The organism is Polaromonas sp. Polasp52 (genome assembly GCF_059491565.1).
Genome location: NZ_CP168513.1, coordinates 422,311 through 439,539, shown reverse-complemented (window position 1 = coordinate 439,539; position 17,229 = coordinate 422,311). Strand labels below are relative to the sequence as shown.

The window sequence follows — 17,229 nt, the reverse complement described above, 5'->3', positions numbered from 1 at the left end:
GGAAAGAAAAAAATATGGTTGAAATAGAACTCGACGGCCAGAAGGTGGAAGTGCTTGAAGGCAGCACGGTGATGCATGCGGCCGAAAAAGCCGGCACCTACATTCCGCACTTCTGCTATCACAAGAAACTCAGCATTGCCGCCAACTGCCGCATGTGCCTGGTCGATGTGGAAAAAGCGCCCAAGCCCATGCCGGCCTGCGCCACGCCCGTCACCCAGGGCATGATCGTGCGCACCAAGAACGACAAAGCCATCAAGGCCCAGAAGGGCGTGATGGAGTTCCTGCTGATCAACCACCCGCTGGACTGCCCGATCTGCGACCAGGGCGGCGAGTGCCAGCTGCAGGACCTGGCCGTCGGCTACGGCGGCAGCGAATCGCGCTACGAGGAAGAAAAGCGCGTGGTCTTCCACAAGGACGTCGGCCCGCTGATCTCCATGCAGGAGATGAGCCGCTGCATCCATTGCACGCGCTGCGTGCGTTTCGGCCAGGAAGTGGCCGGCGTGATGGAGCTCGGCATGTCGCACCGCGGCGAGCACGCCGAGATCGAAACCTTCGTCGGCATGTCGGTGGATTCCGAACTGTCCGGCAACATGATCGACATCTGCCCGGTCGGCGCGCTGACCAGCAAGCCTTTCCGCTACAGCGCCCGCACCTGGGAACTGTCGCGCCGCAAGTCGGTCAGCCCGCACGACTCGACCGGCGCCAACCTGATCGTCCAGGTCAAGAGCAACAAGGTCATGCGCGTCGTGCCCCTGGAGAACGAAGACATCAACGAATGCTGGATCGCCGATCGCGACCGTTTTTCGTATGAAGCCCTCAACGGCGACGAACGCCTGACCAGCCCCATGCTCAAGCAGGGCGGTGAGTGGAAAACCGTCGACTGGCAGACCGCGCTCGAATACGTGGCCAACGGCCTCAAGCAGATCAAGGCCGACCACGGTGCCGGCAGCATCGGCACCCTGGCCAGCCCGCACAGCACGCTCGAAGAACTCTACCTGGCCGCCTCGCTGATGCGCGGCCTGGGCAGCGAGAACATCGACTACCGCCTGCGCAACGCCGAGTTCGCCGCACCTTCGGCCATACGCTGGCTGGGCGCGTCCATCGCTTCGCTGTCGCAGCTGCAGCGTGTGCTCGTGGTGGGTTCCAACCTGCGCAAGGACCATCCGCTGTTCGCGCAGCGCATACGCCAGGCCGTGCGCAAGGGCGGCGCGCTGAGCAGCATCAATTCCGCAGCCGAACTGGCTAACGCCGATGCCTGGGCCATGCCCGTCGCCAACACGCTGCTCGCAGCGCCCGAGGCCTGGGCCCAGGCCCTGGCCGATGTGGCCGCCGCAGTTGCGGCCGACAAGGGGGTCACGGCGCCGGCCGCCGGCCAGGCCACCGATGCTGCCAAGGCCATCGCCAAGTCCCTGCTGGGCGGCGAGCGCAAAGCCATTTTGCTGGGCAATGCCGCCGCACACCACGCCAAGGCCTCCAGCCTGCTGGCGCTGGCCAACTGGATTGGCGCGCAGACCGGTGCCAGCGTGGGCTACCTCACCGAAGCGGCCAACACCGTGGGTGCACAGCTGGCCGGCGCCTTGCCAGCCGGCAAGGGCCTGAATGCCGGCCAGATGCTGGACGGCCAGCTCAAGGCCGTGATCCTGCTCAACAACGAACCCGAGTTTGATTCGGCCGCGGGCGCCAGGGCCAAGTCTTCGCTCAACACCGCGCAAATGGTCGTGACGCTGAGCCCCTTCAAGGCCAACATGGCTTTCAGCGACGTGCTGCTGCCTATCGCCCCTTTCACCGAAACCCCCGGCACCTTTGTGAACGCCGAAGGCCGCGTGCAGGGCTTTCACGCCGTCGTCAAGCCGCTGGGCGATACGCGCCCGGCCTGGAAGGTGCTGCGCGTGCTTGCCAACCTGCTGGGCTTGCCCGGCTTCGATTTTGAATCCTCGCAGGACGTGCTCAAGCAAGTCGCCGGTGCCGATGCGGCGCAGCTGTCCGCGGACAAGCTGGGCAACGGAACCCAGGCCGGTATCGACCTGTCGGCGGTTGCCGCCCAAGCGCCTGCCGTGGCCAGCATCTACCAGCTCGACGGGTTGGTCAGGCGCGCGACCTCGCTGCAGCTCACGGCTGATGCCCGCCAGGCCGCCGGCCTGGAAGCCCAGCTTGAAGGAGCAGGCGCATGATTGACGGAATCTTCGCCTTCGGCCAGGGTTTGATGGGCGGCATCTGGCCGGGCACCGTGTGGCCTGTGCTGTGGACGCTCATCAAGATCGTTTGTGTGCTGGCGCCGCTGATGGGCCTGGTGGCTTACCTGACCTTGTGGGAACGCAAGGCCATCGGTTTCACCCAGATCCGCCTCGGCCCCAACCGCGTCGGGCCTTTCGGCCTGCTGCAGCCTATCGCCGACGCGCTCAAGCTGCTGACCAAGGAAATCATCATCCCCACGGCGGCCAGCAAGGGCCTGTTCGTGCTCGGCCCCATCATGACCATCATGCCGGCCCTGGCCGCCTGGGCCGTCATTCCCTTTGGGCCCGAGATCGCGTTGGCCAACATCAATGCGGGCCTGCTGTTCCTCATGGCCATCACCTCGCTGGAAGTGTATGGCGTGATCATCGCGGGCTGGGCTTCCAACTCCAAATACGCCTTCCTGGGTGCGATGCGTGCCTCGGCGCAAATGGTGAGCTATGAAATCGCCATGGGTTTTTGCCTGGTGGTGGTGCTCATGGTGTCGGGCAGCCTCAACATGACCGATATCGTGATGAGCCAGGGCAAGGGCATGCTGGCCAGCAGCGGCTGGACCTTCCTGTCCTGGAACTGGCTGCCGCTGTTGCCGATCTTTGTCGTGTACTTCATCTCCGGCCTGGCCGAGACCAACCGCCATCCCTTTGACGTCGTTGAAGGCGAATCCGAAATCGTGGCAGGCCACATGGTCGAATACTCGGGCATGGCCTTCGCGATGTTCTTCCTGGCTGAATACGCCAACATGTGGCTGGTCGCCATCCTGGCCGTGCTGATGTTCCTGGGCGGCTGGTTGCCGCCCGTTGAAGCGCTGAGCTTCATCCCGGGCTGGATCTGGCTGGGCGCCAAGACTTTTGTCGTGGTCACCATGTTCCTGTGGGTGCGCGCCACCTTCCCGCGTTTCCGTTATGACCAGATCATGCGTTTGGGTTGGAAGATTTTTATCCCCGTGACCCTGGTCTGGCTGGTGGTCGTCGGCGCCTGGATGCAGACGCCCTACAACATCTGGAAATAAACCATGTCTTCCGCAGTAGCCTCCGTCAAGGATTTTGTTTCGAGCTTCATGCTCACCGAGCTGTTCAAGGGCATGGCCCTGACCGGCAAGTACATGTTCAGCCGCAAGATCACGGTCCAGTTCCCCGAGGAAAAAACCCCGCTGAGCCCGCGTTTTCGCGGCTTGCACGCCCTGCGCCGTTATGACAACGGCGAAGAGCGCTGCATCGCCTGCAAGCTCTGCGAAGCGGTGTGCCCGGCCATGGCCATCACCATTGAATCCGACGTGCGTGAAGACGGCAGCCGCCGCACCTCGCGCTACGACATCGACCTGACCAAATGCATCTTCTGCGGTTTCTGCGAAGAGAGCTGCCCGGTTGACTCCATCGTCGAGACCCACATCTTTGAATACCACGGCGAAAAACGCGGTGACCTGTATTTCACCAAAGAGATGCTGCTGGCCGTGGGTGACCGTTATGAGTCCGAAATCGCCGCCAACCGCGCGGCGGATGCCAAGTACCGCTGAACCCCAGGCCGCTGGCTCAAGAAAGAATCCACAACAACATGGACGCTAAAACAGGTCTTTTTTATGTTTTCGCCGCGGTGCTGCTGTTTGCGGCATTCAAGGTGATTACCGCGCGCAACCCGGTGCATGCGGCGCTGTACCTCGTGCTGGCATTCTTCCAGGCGTCCGCCGTCTGGATCCTGCTCAAGGCCGAGTTCCTGGCCATCACGCTGGTGCTGGTCTACGTGGGCGCCGTGATGGTGCTCTTCCTGTTCGTCGTGATGATGCTGGACATCAACATCGACAGTGTCCGCAAGGGCTTCTGGAAGCATTTCCCACTGGCCGGCTCCGTCGGCGCCATCATCGCGCTGGAAATGTCTTACGTGCTGATGGGCGGCTTTCGTGAGCCGCCCAAGGTCGCGTCCGGCGCGGGCCAGATAGGCGCGCAGCTTTCCAACACCAAGGAGCTCGGCAAGCTGCTGTACTCCGAATACCTCTACCCGCTGGAAGTCGCCGCGGTGATCCTGCTGGTGGCCATCATTGCCGCCATCGCGCTGACCCTGCGCGCGCGCAAGGACTCCAAATACCAGAACCCGTCGGAGCAGATCCGGGTCAAACGCTCGGATCGCGTGAGCCTGGTCAAGATGAAATCCGTCGTGGCCGCACCGCCGGTTGTCGCGGCCGTACCCGCCGAGGAGAAGAAGGCATGACGCTCACCCTGGGACATTTTCTTTCACTGGGCGCGATGCTGTTCGCGCTGTCGGTCATCGGCATCTTCCTGAACCGCAAGAACCTCATCGTGCTGCTCATGGCCATCGAGCTCATGCTGCTGGCCGTCAACATGAATTTTGTGGCCTTCTCGTATTACCTGAACGACATGGCCGGCCAGGTTTTTGTGTTCTTCATCCTGACCGTCGCCGCGGCCGAATCGGCCATAGGCCTGGCCATCCTGGTGCTGCTGTTCCGCAACAAGTCCAGCATCAACGTCGACGAACTCAACACGCTCCAAGGCTAAAAACAAGATGAGCCAAACCCTCTCCGCATCGGCCCTGCTGGCCGTCCCGCTGGCGCCGCTGGCCGGCGCCCTGGCGGCCGGTATTCTCGGCACTTCCTTCGGCGGCAACTGGATAGGCCGGCGCCTGTCGCACAGCCTGACGATTCTCGGCGTGCTGGTGGCCTTCATCATTTCGGCCATGACGCTCAAGAGCGTGGCCGTCGACGGCGCGCGCTTCAACGAAACGCTCTACACCTGGATGAACGTCGGCGGCCTGAAAATGGAAATCGGCTTCCTGGTCGACGGCCTCACGGCCATGATGATGTGCGTGGTGACCTTTGTGTCCCTGATGGTGCACATCTACACCATAGGCTACATGGAAGAAGACGAGGGCTACAACCGCTTCTTTGCCTACATCTCGCTGTTCACCTTCTCCATGCTGATGCTGGTCATGAGCAACAACATGCTGCAGCTGTTCTTCGGCTGGGAAGCCGTGGGCCTGGTGTCCTACCTGCTGATCGGTTTCTGGTACAACAAGCCGACCGCCATCTTCGCGAACATGAAGGCCTTCCTGGTCAACCGTGTGGGCGACTTCGGCTTCATCCTCGGCATCGGCCTGATCGCCGCCTATGCCGGCACGCTGAACTACGCCGAGGCTTTTGCCAAGGCCGATGAACTCTCCAAGCTGACCTTCCCGGGTACCGGCTGGATGCTGGTGACCGTGGCCTGCATCTGCCTTTTCATTGGTGCCATGGGCAAGTCGGCGCAGTTTCCGCTGCATGTCTGGCTGCCGGACTCCATGGAAGGCCCGACCCCGATTTCCGCGCTGATCCATGCGGCCACCATGGTGACCGCCGGTATCTTCATGGTGGCACGCATGTCGCCGCTGTTCGAGCTCAGCGACACCGCGCTCAGCTTCATCATGGTGATAGGCGCCATCACGGCCCTGTTCATGGGCTTTCTCGGCATCATCCAGAACGACATCAAACGCGTGGTCGCCTATTCCACGCTGTCGCAGCTGGGTTATATGACGGTGGCGCTCGGTGCGTCGGCTTATTCCGTCGCGGTGTTCCACCTGATGACCCATGCCTTCTTCAAGGCGCTGCTGTTCCTGGCGGCGGGCTCGGTCATCATCGGCATGCACCACAACCAGGACATCCGCTGGATGGGCGGCGTGCGCAAGTACATGCGCATCACCTGGATCACTTCGCTGCTGGGCACGCTGGCCTTGATAGGCACGCCTTTGTTCGCGGGTTTCTACTCCAAGGACAGCATCATCGAGGCCGTGCATGAAAGCCACCTGGCCGGCTCCGGTTTTGCGTATTTCGCGGTGCTCGCGGGCGTCTTCGTGACGGCCTTCTATTCGTTCCGCCTGTATTTCCTGGTGTTCCACGGCAAGGAGCGGTACGACCAGAACCCCGACGCACACCACCATGGCCACGACGACCACGGCCACCATGGCGAGCACCACGAGCCGCATGAATCCCCCTGGGTGGTGACGGTGCCGCTGATCCTGCTGGCGATTCCGTCCGTGGTGATTGGCTTCATGACGATAGAGCCCATGCTGTACGGCGGGTTCTTCAGGGACGCCATCTTCGTGAACCTCGAGAAACACCCCGCCATGGAAGAGCTCAAGCAGTTGTTCCACGGCCCGGCCCAGATGGCTTTGCACGGCCTCACCGCCGCGCCGTTCTGGCTGGCTCTGTCGGGCTCGGTACTCGCCTGGTATATGTACATGGTCAACCCGGCCCTGCCGGCTGCGATCAAGCGCATGTTCATGCCCGTGTTCACGTTGCTCGACAACAAGTACTACTTCGACTGGTTCAACGAAAACGTGCTGGCCCGCGGCACACGCCTGCTCGGTACAGCCCTCTGGAAGGGTGGCGACCAGAAGCTGATCGACGGCGCGCTGGTCAACGGTTCGTGGAAGCTGGTCGGCTGGGTCTCCGGCGTGGTGCGCCGGCTGCAGTCCGGCTACATCTACCACTATGCCTTCGGCATGATTGTTGGCGTGTTTGTGTTGATGACGTATTTCGTCTGGCTCAATCGCTGATCAGTTCAACAAAATCAAGGAAGAACAAGAATGGGTTTGTTGAGTCTTGCGATCTGGACACCGATTGTTTTCGGTGTGGTTCTGCTGGCGCTGGGCCGTGACGAGCAGGCGCGCAGCGTTCGCTGGGTTGCGCTGATAGGCGCGGTCGTCAGTTTCCTGGTCACGCTGCCTTTGTACGGCGGCTTCGAGCTGGGCACTTCGGCCATGCAATTCGTGGAGAAGGGCAGCTGGATCCAGCGCTTCAACGTCAATTACCACCTGGGTGTCGACGGCATCTCGCTGTGGTTCGTGCTGCTCACGGCCTTCATCAACGTGGTGGTCGTCATCGCCAGCTGGGAAGCCATCACCACGCGCGTGAACCAATACATGGCCTCTTTCCTGATCCTGAGCGGGCTCATGATCGGCGTGTTCTCGGCGCTGGACGGCATCCTGTTCTACGTGTTCTTCGAGGCCACGCTGATCCCGATGTACCTGATCATCGGCATCTGGGGCGGCCCCAACAAGATTTACGCGGCCTTCAAGTTCTTCCTCTATACCTTGCTCGGCTCGCTGCTGATGCTGGTCGCGCTGATCTACCTGTACAACAAGTCGGGCGGCAGCTTCGACATCCTGACCTGGCACAAGCTGCCGCTGGGTAGCACCATACAGACGCTGCTGTTCTTTGCCTTCTTCGCGGCCTTTGCCGTCAAGGTGCCCATGTGGCCGGTCCACACCTGGCTGCCCGACGTGCACGTCGAGGCGCCCACCGGCGGCTCCGCGGTGCTGGCGGCCATCATGCTGAAGCTGGGTGCTTACGGTTTCCTGCGTTTTTCCATGCCCATCGCCCCGGACGCTTCGCACGAATGGGCCTGGCTGATGATCGCGTTGTCGCTGATCGCGGTCGTCTACGTCGGTCTGGTGGCCCTGGTGCAGCAGGACATGAAAAAACTGGTGGCCTACTCGTCGGTGGCCCACATGGGTTTTGTCACGCTGGGCTTTTTCATCTTCAACGACCTGGGCGTCTCGGGCGGCCTGGTTCAGATGATCGCCCACGGTTTTGTCTCGGGCGCCATGTTCCTGTGCATAGGCGTGCTCTACGACCGCGTCCATTCGCGTGAAATCGCCAGCTACGGCGGTGTGGTGAACACCATGCCCAAGTTCGCGGCTTTTGCCTTGCTGTTCGCCATGGCCAACTGCGGCCTGCCGGCCACGGCGGGTTTTGTCGGCGAGTGGATGGTGATCCTGGGCGCCGTGAAGACCAACTTCTGGATAGGCGGAGCCGCGGCGACCGCGCTGATTTTCGGCGCGGCCTATACCTTGTGGATGTACAAGCGCGTTTACCTGGGCCCCGTGGCCAATGAAGACGTCAAGGCGCTCACCGACATCAACAGCCGCGAGTTCCTGATGCTGGCCATGCTGGCCATTGCCGTGCTGTACATGGGCATCTATCCCAAGCCTTTCACGGACGTGATGAACACGTCGGTCGCCGACCTGCTCAAGCATGTCGCAGTCTCCAAGCTGAACTGAAGCCGACCGAGCAACTACAAAGAATTCAGATGATAGACAAACTCTCCTGGATCGCGGTTTATCCCGAACTCATACTCCTGACCATGGCCTGCGTGATCGCGCTGGTGGACCTGGGCGTCAAGACGCCGCAGCGCACGCTCACCTATGTGCTCACCCTGCTGACGCTGGCCGTGGTGGCCGCCATGGAAGCCGCCTACGCGGTGGGCGGGCAGACTTTCTACGGTTTCGGCAACATGGTGGTCGTCGACCCCATGGGCAGCTGGCTCAAATGCTTTGCCTGCATTACCCTGATGATCACGCTGGTGTACGGCCGGCCTTACGCCGCGGACCGCGAGATGCTGCGTGGCGGCGAATTCTTCACGCTGAGCCTGTTCGCGCTGGTGGGCATGTTCGTGATGATCTCGGGCCACAACTTCCTGGTGATCTACATGGGCCTGGAGTTGCTGACGCTGTCGAGCTACGCGCTGGTGGCCCTGCGCCGCGACAACGCCGTCGCTACCGAAGCGGCCATGAAGTATTTTGTACTGGGCGCGCTGGCCTCGGGCTTCCTGCTGTACGGCCTGTCCATGCTCTATGGCGCGACCGGCTCCCTGGACCTCAACGACGTGTTCAACGCCATCGCCAGCCGCCAGGTCCGCCACCAGGTGCTGATTTTCGGCCTGGTCTTCATTGTGGCCGGCCTGGCCTTCAAGCTGGGGGCCGTGCCCTTCCACATGTGGCTGCCCGACGTTTACCAGGGCGCACCCACGGCGGTGACGCTGCTGATAGGCGGCGCGCCCCAGCTCGCGGCCTTCGCGATCTGCATACGCCTGCTGGTCGAGGGCCTGCTGCCGCTGGCGATCGACTGGCAGCAGATGCTGGCCCTGATGGCGATAGGCTCGCTGCTGGTCGGCAACCTGGCCGCCATCGCCCAGTCCAACCTCAAGCGCATGCTGGCCTTCTCGACCATCTCCCAGATGGGCTTCCTGCTGCTCGGCCTGCTGGCCGGCGTGGTCAACGGCAACCAGCTCAACACCGAGTCCGCCTACAGCGCGGCGATGTTCTATGCCCTGACCTATGTGCTCACCACCCTGGGCGCCTTCGGCATCATCATGCTGCTGGCGCGCGCCGGCCACGAGTCCGAGGACATCGTCGACCTGGCCGGCCTGAACCAACGCAGCCCCCTGTACGCGGGCGTGATGGCCATCTGCATGTTCTCGCTGGCCGGCCTGCCGCCGCTGGTGGGTTTTTATGCCAAGCTGTCCGTCCTGCAGGCGCTGGTTTCGTCGCAACAAGCCAGCTACATCGCATTGGCTGTGTTTGCCGTGGTCATGTCGCTGGTCGGCTCCTTCTACTACCTGCGCGTGGTCAAGGTCATGTACTTTGACGCGCCGCTGGCCCACAACGCCCAGCCGGTTTCCGGACCGACGGACGCCAAGGTGGTGCTCGCGATCAACGGCGCGATGATCCTGATCCTGGGCATGCTGCCCGGCGGCCTGATGACGTTGTGTTCCCAGTCGATCAGCAGCATCGTCAAGTCCCTGGGTTCATGACACAAACGGCTTCGGTCTGGCTGGTGGTGTTGCTGGCCCTGCTGGCGGCCAACCTGCCTTTTGTCAGCAACCGCCTGTTCGCGGTCTACGCCCTCAAGCAGCCCAAGAACCTCGCGGTCCGGCTGGGTGAAATGGTCGTCTGGTATTTACTCATAGGCGGCCTGGGCCTCTACCTCGAGCAGCGCGGCGGCCAGATCGCGCCGCAAGGCTGGGAGTTCTACGCCATCACCGGCGCGCTCTTCATCACCTTCGCCTTTCCCGGTTTCACCTGGCGCTACCTGTTCAAGCACCGGCCATGAAAAAAGCCGCGCTACCGGGCGACCCTGAAGCCGGCAAGCCGGCCGATGCGCATCTTGTGGAGACCCGGCTGGCTTCCACGGAAATCCTCAAGGGTAATTTCCTCCACGCCATGCGCGACACCGTCAGCCTGCCGGACGGCACGCAGGCGACGCGCGAATACATCATCCACCCCGGCGCCGTGATGATCGTGGCCCAATGCGACGACGGCCGCCTGGTGCTGGAGCGCCAATACCGCTACCCGGTGCAGGCCGTCATGGTCGAGTTCCCCGCGGGCAAGCTGGACCCGGGTGAAGCCTCGCTGGCCTGCGCGCAGCGCGAGCTGCTCGAGGAAACCGGCTACACCGCGCGCGAGTGGGCGCGCGCCGGTGTGTTGCACCCGGTGATCTCCTATTCAACCGAGTTCATCGACATCTGGTTCGCGCGCGGGCTGGCACAGGGCGCCCGCAAGCTCGATGCCGGTGAATTCCTCGATGTTTTTACCGCCACGCCCGCCGAATTGCTGGCCTGGTGCGCGAACGGGCAGGTGACCGACGCCAAAACACTGACGGGCGCGCTGTGGCTGCAAAACGTGCTGTCGGGCGCATGGGCTTTGGACTGGCAGCCTGCCATTGCCTGACGCCCCGGCGATAATCCGCCCATGAAGGTCCTGAATCTCCAGTGTTCGCACCAGCATGTATTTGAAGGCTGGTTTGCGTCCGAAGACGATTTCCAGAGCCAGCTGTCACGCGGCCTGGTCGAATGCCCGCTGTGCGCCGACAAAAGCGTGCAAAAACTCCCGAGTGCACCGCGCCTGAACCTCGGCGGCCGCCAGGACCCGGATGCGTCCGCAAAACAGTCCCCATCGCCTTCCACCGCCGTGAATGCGCAGGAGGGCGCTGCGGGGCGCAACATGGCCGCCGTCGCGGGCATGCCGGCCGGTGCCGGCCAGGCGCAGCAGGCCGCATTCCTGCAGGCCCTGCGCCATGTGCTGGCCAATACCGAGGATGTGGGAACGCGTTTTGCCGACGAGGCGCGCCGCATGCACTACGGCGAGCAGGAAGCGCGCAGCATACGCGGCCAGACCAGCGTGCGTGAAGCCGTCGAGTTGCTGGAAGAGGGCATTGAGGTCATGCCGCTGCCGCTGCCGGCGGCGGTCAAGGAAACGCTGCAGTAGGCTGGCCGCTCAGCCGGGCACTGCCGTCCGGCGGCGCCGCACCATGCGGCTCGCCGCATAAAGCCCCAGCGGGATGGCGACAAAATGCGGCCAGATGAAATAGGCCGGCTCATAACTGACCCAGCTGAACGGGCTTTCACCGACGGCCATGGAGTCCAGGGTGCCGGTCACGGCGACGTAGAGCAGCCACGGCAGGCTGCTGATCGCCACCAGGGTGAGCGAGGTGTTTTTGAGCAGCCTGAACACCCCATTGCCGGCCGCTATCGCGAGCAGGAACATCGGCAGGTGGCGGATGGCGATCAGCGCGAAGGCGGCCCGCAGGTTTTCGTCTTCATAACTTTGCACGCTCCAGCGCGCCACAGCCGGGCCGTCGAGCAAAGGCCCCAGCAGCGCCGCGAGGACCGCCACCAGGGCACCCAGAAACAAGGCGGCCGCGGGCCGGCGAAAAGCGGCCATCGCGGACCGCCCGTCGCCGGGGCCGTCGGGCGCATGCTCCATCAGGGGTAGAGGCCGCGCAGCTCGCGCGTGTGCAGTATGCGTTTGCAGGCCACGATGAAGGTTGCGGTGCGCAGGCTGACCTTCTGGTCCTGGGCCACATGCCAGACGCCGGCGAAGGCGTCCTTCATGATCTTGACCAGGCGCTTGTTGATTTCTTCCTCGTCCCAGAAGAAGCTGGAGAAATCCTGTACCCATTCAAAGTAGCTGACCGTCACGCCGCCGGCGTTGGCGATCACGTCCGGCAGCACCAGGATGTTGCGGTCGTGCAGGATGTCGTCGGCGGCCGGCGTGGTCGGGCCGTTCGCGCCTTCGATGATCATGCGCGCCTTGATGCGGCCGGCGTTGGCTTCGGTGATCTGCTGCTCGAGCGCGGCGGGGATCAGGATGTCGCAGTCCACGTCCCAGAACTTGTCGTTGGCGATGACTTCGGCCTCCTGGAAACCGGCCACGCTGCCGTTGGCTTCCACATGCCTGAGCAGCGCCGGCACGTCCAGGCCGGCTTCGCGGTAAATCGTGCCGCCGTGGTCCTGCACTGCCACCACGCGCGCGCCGGTTTCGGCAAACAGCTTGCCCGCCACGCCGCCCACGTTGCCGAAACCCTGCACCGCGATGCGCGAGGTCGCGATGTCCAGGCCTATGTGCTTGGCCGCTTCCACGCCCACGGTGTAGACGCCGCGGCCCGTGGCCTCACGCCGGCCCAGCGAACCGCCCAGGTCCACCGGCTTGCCGGTGACCACGCCGGTCGAGGTGGAGCCGGTGTTCATCGAGTAGGTGTCCATCATCCACGCCATGATCTGGTCGTTGGTGTTGACGTCGGGCGCCGGGATGTCCTTGTTGGGGCCGATGATGATGCCGATCTCGCTGGTGTAGCGGCGCGTCATGCGCTCGAGTTCGCCGCGGGAAAGCTTCTTGGGATCCACGCGTATGCCGCCCTTGGCGCCACCGTAAGGCACGTTGACCGCCGCGTTCTTGACGGACATCCAGGCCGACAGGGCCATCACTTCCGACAGCGTGACGTCCTGGTGGAAACGCACGCCGCCCTTGCCGGGGCCGCGCGAGACGTTGTGCTGCACGCGGTAGCCCTCGAAGTGGGCGACGGTGCCGTCGTCCATGTGGATGGGCACGTCGACGATCAGCACGCGCTTGGGACGCTTGAGCGTCTCGGCCCAGCGCGCCAGGCTGCCCAGGTGGGGGATGACCCGGTCTACTTGCTGGAGGTAGTTGCCCCAGGGGCCGAGGTTGTCGGCCTGGAGGTAGGAGGGCAGGGGGTGGGAGCCCGCGGGGATGGGGCCGGTTGAGGCGTGCGACATGAAAAACTCCTTGTGGGATTTCTTGGTGAAACTCAGTGCACGGAGCTTAAAAGCCCGCTCCCGAATAGTCCAAGGCATTGTGCACCACGATCTATGCAAATAATGCATATCGCCGGGCTTGAATTCAGCAGCCGGGCCCTGGCGGGCGGCGCGGCGGGCCTCATACCGTGAACTGCAGGGCGGCCAGCCGCGCGTAAACACCGCCACGGGCTACCAGTTCGGTGTGGGTCCCCTGTTCCACCAGCCGGCCGTGGTCCAGCACCAGGATGCGGTCGGCCTGCTGCACCGTGGCCAGGCGGTGGGCGATCACCAGCGTGGTGCGGCCCTTCATGGCCGACTCCAGCGCCGCCTGCACCATGCGTTCGCTTTCAGCGTCCAGCGCGCTGGTGGCCTCATCGAGCAGCAGCAGCGGCGAGTTCTTCAGCATGGCCCGCGCGATCGCGATGCGCTGGCGCTGCCCGCCCGACAGGCGTACGCCGCGCTCGCCCAGAAAGGTGTCGTAGCCCTCGGGCAGGGCCGTGATGAACTCGTGCGCGAAGGCCGCTTTCGCGGCGGCGCGGGTTTCTTCATCGCTGGCCCCGGGCTTGCCGTAGCGGATGTTTTCCAGCGCGCTGGTGGAGAAGATCACCGCGTCCTGCGGCACCATGCCTATGCGCTGGCGCAGGTCCTCCAGCGCCATGGCGTCGGTGCGCACGCCGTCGAGTTCTATGCGGCCCGAAGCCGGGTCGTAAAAACGCAGCAGCAGCTGGAACACCGTGCTCTTGCCCGCGCCGCTGGGCCCGACGATGGCCACGGTCTCACCGGGCGCCACGCTGAGGCTGAAATCGCCGAGCGCGGCTTGCGCCGGGCGCGATGGGTAGTGAAAGTTCACCGCCTCGAACCGGACCGCGCTGCCCGCCTGCGTCAGCCGGGCCGGCACCGGCTGGGCCGGCGAGCTGACGGGCGAGCGCGAGGCCAGCAGCTCCATCAGCCGCTCCGTGGCGCCCGCCGCGCGCAGCAGGTCGCCGTAGACCTCGCCCAGCACCGCCGAAGCGCTGGCCAGGATGATCACGTAGACCACGGTCTGGCCCAGGTGGCCCGCCGTGATGTCGCCGCGCATCACGGCCTGCGTGCCCTGGTACAGGCCCCACAGCAGCGCCGCCGAGGTCGCGATGATGATGAAGGCCACCAGCACCGAACGCGCCCCGGCGCGGCGCACGGCGGTGTTGAAGGCCCGGGTGGTCGACTGGTCGAAACGCCCGGCTTCACGCGCCTCGGCCGTGTAGCTTTGCACCACCGGAATCGCATTGAGTACCTCGGCGGCGATTGCGCTGGAGTCGGCCACGCGGTCCTGGCTGGCGCGCGAGAGCTTGCGCACGCGCCGCCCGAACCACACCGAGGGCGCGACGATCAGCACCAGCACGCCCAGCACCTGCACCATCAAATAGGGGTTGGTATAGACCAGCATGCCCAGCGCGCCCACGCCCATCACGGCATTGCGCAGGCCCATGCTCAGCGAGGAGCCCACGACGGTCTGCACCAGCGTGGTATCGCCGGTCAGGCGCGACAGCACCTCGCCGGTCTGCGTGGTCTCAAAAAATTCCGGGCTTTGCCGTAATACATGGGCATAGACCGCATTGCGCAAATCGGCCGTCACGCGCTCGCCCAGCCAGCTCACCATGTAAAAACGGCCGGCCGAAAAAAGCCCCAGCGCGGCGGCCACGGCAAACAGCTCGAAGAAATGCGTGCGCAAGGCCATCAGTTGCTCGCCCTTGCCGGCCGCGCTGAAGCCGCCGTCAATCAGGCCGCGCAAGGCCAGCGGGAACACCAGGGTCGCTACCGCTGCCAGCACCAGGAAGAGCGCGGCCAGCAGGATGCGGCCTCGGTAGGGACGCAGAAAAGGCAGCAGGCCGGAGAGGGAACGTGGTGAGCCCTTGGGGCCGGAGGAGGGGGGAAGTGTCGCCATCCAGGGAGTTTAGTCAAAAATAGGTCAGAAAATTGCCAAAACAAACACAGCCTTGACATTATTTGTCTAGGCATGTATTATTCGGCCCCATGAATGCCAAATCCCCCCGCCCGGAAGCTCCCGGCCCCGCACTTTGCGGCCTGCCGGCCGAGTTTTACTGCGCGAGCGACTACGACGCCGGCCAAAGCACCGGTTATTTGATGCGCCAGATCATCAACAGCGTCTCCCAGCAGGTCGCGCGCGAACTCGAGCCCCAGGGCCTGACCAACGCCCAATGGGTGCCCATGCTCAAGCTCTACCTCGGCAAGGCCTCCACCGTGGCCGAACTGGCGCGCCAATGCCAGCTTGACGCCGGCTCCATGACCCGCCTGCTGGACCGGCTCGAAGCCAAGGGCTTTTGCCGCCGCATCCGCTCCAGCGACGACAGGCGCGTGGTGAACATCGAGCTCACGTCCGAAGGCCGCGAAGCCGCCAAGGAAATCCCCGCCGTGCTCAGCCGTGTGCAGAACGCCCACCTGGCCGGCTTCTCGGTCGAGGAGTGGCAAAACCTCAAAGGCTATCTGCGCCGCATCCTTGAAACCGCGCACACCCTCCAAGCAGCGAATGAACAAGATGACAAATAACACCTGTGACTTTCCCCGGGCCGTCCCCGGTATGACGCCCGATGCGGGCCCCAAGCTGCCGGTCTGGCAGGCATCCTTTCGCATGGCCCTGGTGGCTGCTGCCAGCGTGGTGGCCGTGGGCCTGATGGCGACCGGCCTTGCCGGCTGTGCCGACATGTCCGGCATCGCGCCGCAAGCCAGCCTGCGCGACGCGCCCTCGCTGGGCCTGAAGGCCAACCCGGATTCCGGCGCGCAGGCCACTGCGCAGGCGCCGCTGGCCGCTGAATGGTGGCGCGATTTCGGCGACGAGCAGCTCAACACCCTGGTCGCCCAAGCCCTGCAAACCAGCCCCAGCCTCAAGCTCGCGCAGGCACGCCTGGCGCGCGCGCAGGCCGTGATCGAGGTGGCCGACGCCGCCACTTTGCCGCAGCTCACCGGCCAGCTCGACCTGACCCGACAGCGCTACACCGCCAACGGCGCGGTGCCCCCGCCGCTGGCCGGCTCCATCCGCGAAAGCGGAACGGCCCAGCTCAACGCCAGCTGGGAGCTTGATTTCTTCGGCAAGAACCGCGCGGCACTCGACGCCGCGCTGGGCAGCGCCAATGCCGCCGAAGCCGACGCCCAGGCCGCGCGGCTGCTGCTGGCCAGCAATGTCGCGCGCAGCTACTTCCAGCTGGTGCGCCTCAATGAACAGGCCAATGTGGCGCGCCGCACGCTGGCGCAGCGCGAGGAAACCCTGAAGCTGGTGCGCGACCGCGTCGATGCCGGCCTGGATACCCGCCTCGAACTGCGCCAAAGCGAGGGCGGCCTGCCTGAAGCGCGCCTGCAGCTTGAAACCCTGCTCGAGCAGATGGCACTCACGCGCAATGCGCTGGGCGCGCTGGTAGGCCAGCCCGATGGTGCCGCCGCACTGGCACCTTCCGCGCAAGCCGCGATCAAAAACGTCGCGGTGTCCGCCACCATCCCCGCCGACCTGCTGGGCCGCCGCGCCGACATCGCCGCCGCGCGATGGCGCGTCGAGGCTTCGTCCAGGGACGTGGCCAACGCCAAGACCCAGTTCTATCCCAACATCAACCTCGTCGCCTTTGCCGGTTTCTCCAGCATAGGCCTGGGCAACCTGCTCGACTCGGGCAGCCGGCAGTGGGGCGTGGGCCCGGCGCTGCGCCTGCCGATTTTTGACGCGGGCCGGCTGCGCGCCAACCTGCGCGGCAAGACCGCCGACCTCGACGCCGCGGTGGAGAGCTACAACGCCGCCGTGATCGACGCGGTGCGCGACGTCGCCGACCAGGTCGCGTCCTCGCAAGCCATTGTTCGCCAGCAAACCGAGCAGCGCGCCGCTCAGGACGCCGCCGAAAGCGCTTACGAAATCGCCGTGCAGCGCTACAAGGCCGGCCTGGGCAACTACCTCAATGTGCTCACGGCGGAAACCAGCGTGCTGGCCCAGCGCCGGCTCGCGGTCGACCTGTCGGCCCGCGCGCTGGACACGCAGGTGGCGCTGATACGCGCACTGGGCGGCGGCTACACCCCCGGCCCCGCCATGACCGCGGGCCGCCATGCCAGCGCCGCAGCCTTCTGAGCCAGCCGCAGACGACCCCCAGATACAAACACCAAC

Annotated in this window: 16 protein-coding genes; 13 read left to right on the top strand and 3 right to left on the bottom strand. The window is 64.4% G+C overall.

Annotation, left to right across the window (positions count from 1 at the left end):
* Window positions 1-14 precede the first annotated feature (14 nt).
* From nuoG to ACEN9P_RS02095, 11 genes are read left to right on the top strand one after another with little or no spacing between them, the layout of a single operon-like run.
* Window positions 15-2,171 (top strand): NADH-quinone oxidoreductase subunit NuoG, encoded by a 2,157-nt coding sequence (gene nuoG / locus ACEN9P_RS02145; protein WP_495620948.1) that lies wholly within the window; start codon window positions 15-17, stop codon window positions 2,169-2,171.
* Window positions 2,168-3,241, top strand: coding sequence for an NADH-quinone oxidoreductase subunit NuoH (gene nuoH / locus ACEN9P_RS02140; protein ID WP_074577074.1), 1,074 nt, complete (start codon window positions 2,168-2,170; stop codon window positions 3,239-3,241). Before nuoG ends, nuoH begins: the two co-directional genes overlap by 4 nt.
* A gap of 3 nt (window positions 3,242-3,244) precedes the next feature.
* Window positions 3,245-3,745, top strand: a complete 501-nt coding sequence (gene nuoI / locus ACEN9P_RS02135) for an NADH-quinone oxidoreductase subunit NuoI (RefSeq protein WP_007864440.1) — start codon at window positions 3,245-3,247, stop codon at window positions 3,743-3,745.
* Window positions 3,746-3,783: 38 nt separating this feature from the next.
* Window positions 3,784-4,434: an NADH-quinone oxidoreductase subunit J gene (locus ACEN9P_RS02130; protein ID WP_074577072.1), complete on the top strand. Its 651-nt coding sequence runs from the start codon at window positions 3,784-3,786 to the stop codon at window positions 4,432-4,434.
* Complete coding sequence (nuoK, locus tag ACEN9P_RS02125) at window positions 4,431-4,739, top strand: NADH-quinone oxidoreductase subunit NuoK (RefSeq protein WP_007864437.1); 309 nt, start codon at window positions 4,431-4,433, stop codon at window positions 4,737-4,739. Before ACEN9P_RS02130 ends, nuoK begins: the two co-directional genes overlap by 4 nt.
* 7 nt (window positions 4,740-4,746) lie before the next feature.
* On the top strand, window positions 4,747-6,771 hold the full coding sequence (nuoL, locus tag ACEN9P_RS02120; RefSeq protein ID WP_495620947.1) for an NADH-quinone oxidoreductase subunit L: 2,025 nt from the start codon (window positions 4,747-4,749) through the stop codon (window positions 6,769-6,771).
* Between the two features lie 30 nt (window positions 6,772-6,801).
* A complete protein-coding gene (locus ACEN9P_RS02115) occupies window positions 6,802-8,277 on the top strand; it encodes an NADH-quinone oxidoreductase subunit M (protein ID WP_477662539.1) in 1,476 nt (491 codons plus the stop codon).
* A gap of 29 nt (window positions 8,278-8,306) precedes the next feature.
* Complete coding sequence (nuoN, locus tag ACEN9P_RS02110; RefSeq protein WP_477662538.1) at window positions 8,307-9,809, top strand: NADH-quinone oxidoreductase subunit NuoN; 1,503 nt, start codon at window positions 8,307-8,309, stop codon at window positions 9,807-9,809.
* The gene (locus tag ACEN9P_RS02105) at window positions 9,806-10,108 is read left to right on the top strand and encodes a DUF2818 family protein (RefSeq protein WP_477662537.1); all 303 of its coding nucleotides are present in this window, start codon (window positions 9,806-9,808) and stop codon (window positions 10,106-10,108) included. The genes nuoN and ACEN9P_RS02105 overlap by 4 nt, the downstream gene beginning before the upstream one ends.
* Window positions 10,105-10,725 carry an NUDIX domain-containing protein gene (locus tag ACEN9P_RS02100; protein ID WP_477662536.1) on the top strand — a complete coding sequence of 207 codons (621 nt, stop codon included), beginning with the start codon at window positions 10,105-10,107 and terminating at the stop codon, window positions 10,723-10,725. The genes ACEN9P_RS02105 and ACEN9P_RS02100 overlap by 4 nt, the downstream gene beginning before the upstream one ends.
* A gap of 21 nt (window positions 10,726-10,746) precedes the next feature.
* Window positions 10,747-11,262 carry a DUF1178 family protein gene (locus ACEN9P_RS02095; protein ID WP_477662535.1) on the top strand — a complete coding sequence of 172 codons (516 nt, stop codon included), beginning with the start codon at window positions 10,747-10,749 and terminating at the stop codon, window positions 11,260-11,262.
* Window positions 11,263-11,271: 9 nt separating this feature from the next.
* Here ACEN9P_RS02095 and ACEN9P_RS02090 read toward each other — a convergent pair whose 3' ends face one another.
* From ACEN9P_RS02090 to ACEN9P_RS02080, 3 genes are all read right to left on the bottom strand, one after another.
* Window positions 11,272-11,760, bottom strand: coding sequence for a hypothetical protein (locus ACEN9P_RS02090; RefSeq protein WP_477662534.1), 489 nt, complete (start codon window positions 11,758-11,760; stop codon window positions 11,272-11,274).
* Complete coding sequence (locus ACEN9P_RS02085) at window positions 11,760-13,070, bottom strand: Glu/Leu/Phe/Val family dehydrogenase (RefSeq protein ID WP_477701179.1); 1,311 nt, start codon at window positions 13,068-13,070, stop codon at window positions 11,760-11,762. The genes ACEN9P_RS02090 and ACEN9P_RS02085 overlap by 1 nt, the downstream gene beginning before the upstream one ends.
* Window positions 13,071-13,230: 160 nt before the next feature.
* Entirely contained in the window at window positions 13,231-15,015 is a 1,785-nt protein-coding gene (locus ACEN9P_RS02080) for an ABC transporter transmembrane domain-containing protein (protein ID WP_495620946.1), read from the bottom strand.
* An 89-nt stretch (window positions 15,016-15,104) separates the two neighbouring features.
* Here ACEN9P_RS02080 and ACEN9P_RS02075 point away from each other — a divergent pair, with 89 nt between their 5' ends.
* Window positions 15,105-15,638: a MarR family winged helix-turn-helix transcriptional regulator gene (locus ACEN9P_RS02075; RefSeq protein WP_495620945.1), complete on the top strand. Its 534-nt coding sequence runs from the start codon at window positions 15,105-15,107 to the stop codon at window positions 15,636-15,638.
* Between the two features lie 82 nt (window positions 15,639-15,720).
* A complete protein-coding gene (locus ACEN9P_RS02070; protein ID WP_495622123.1) occupies window positions 15,721-17,193 on the top strand; it encodes an efflux transporter outer membrane subunit in 1,473 nt (490 codons plus the stop codon).
* Window positions 17,194-17,229 lie beyond the last annotated feature (36 nt).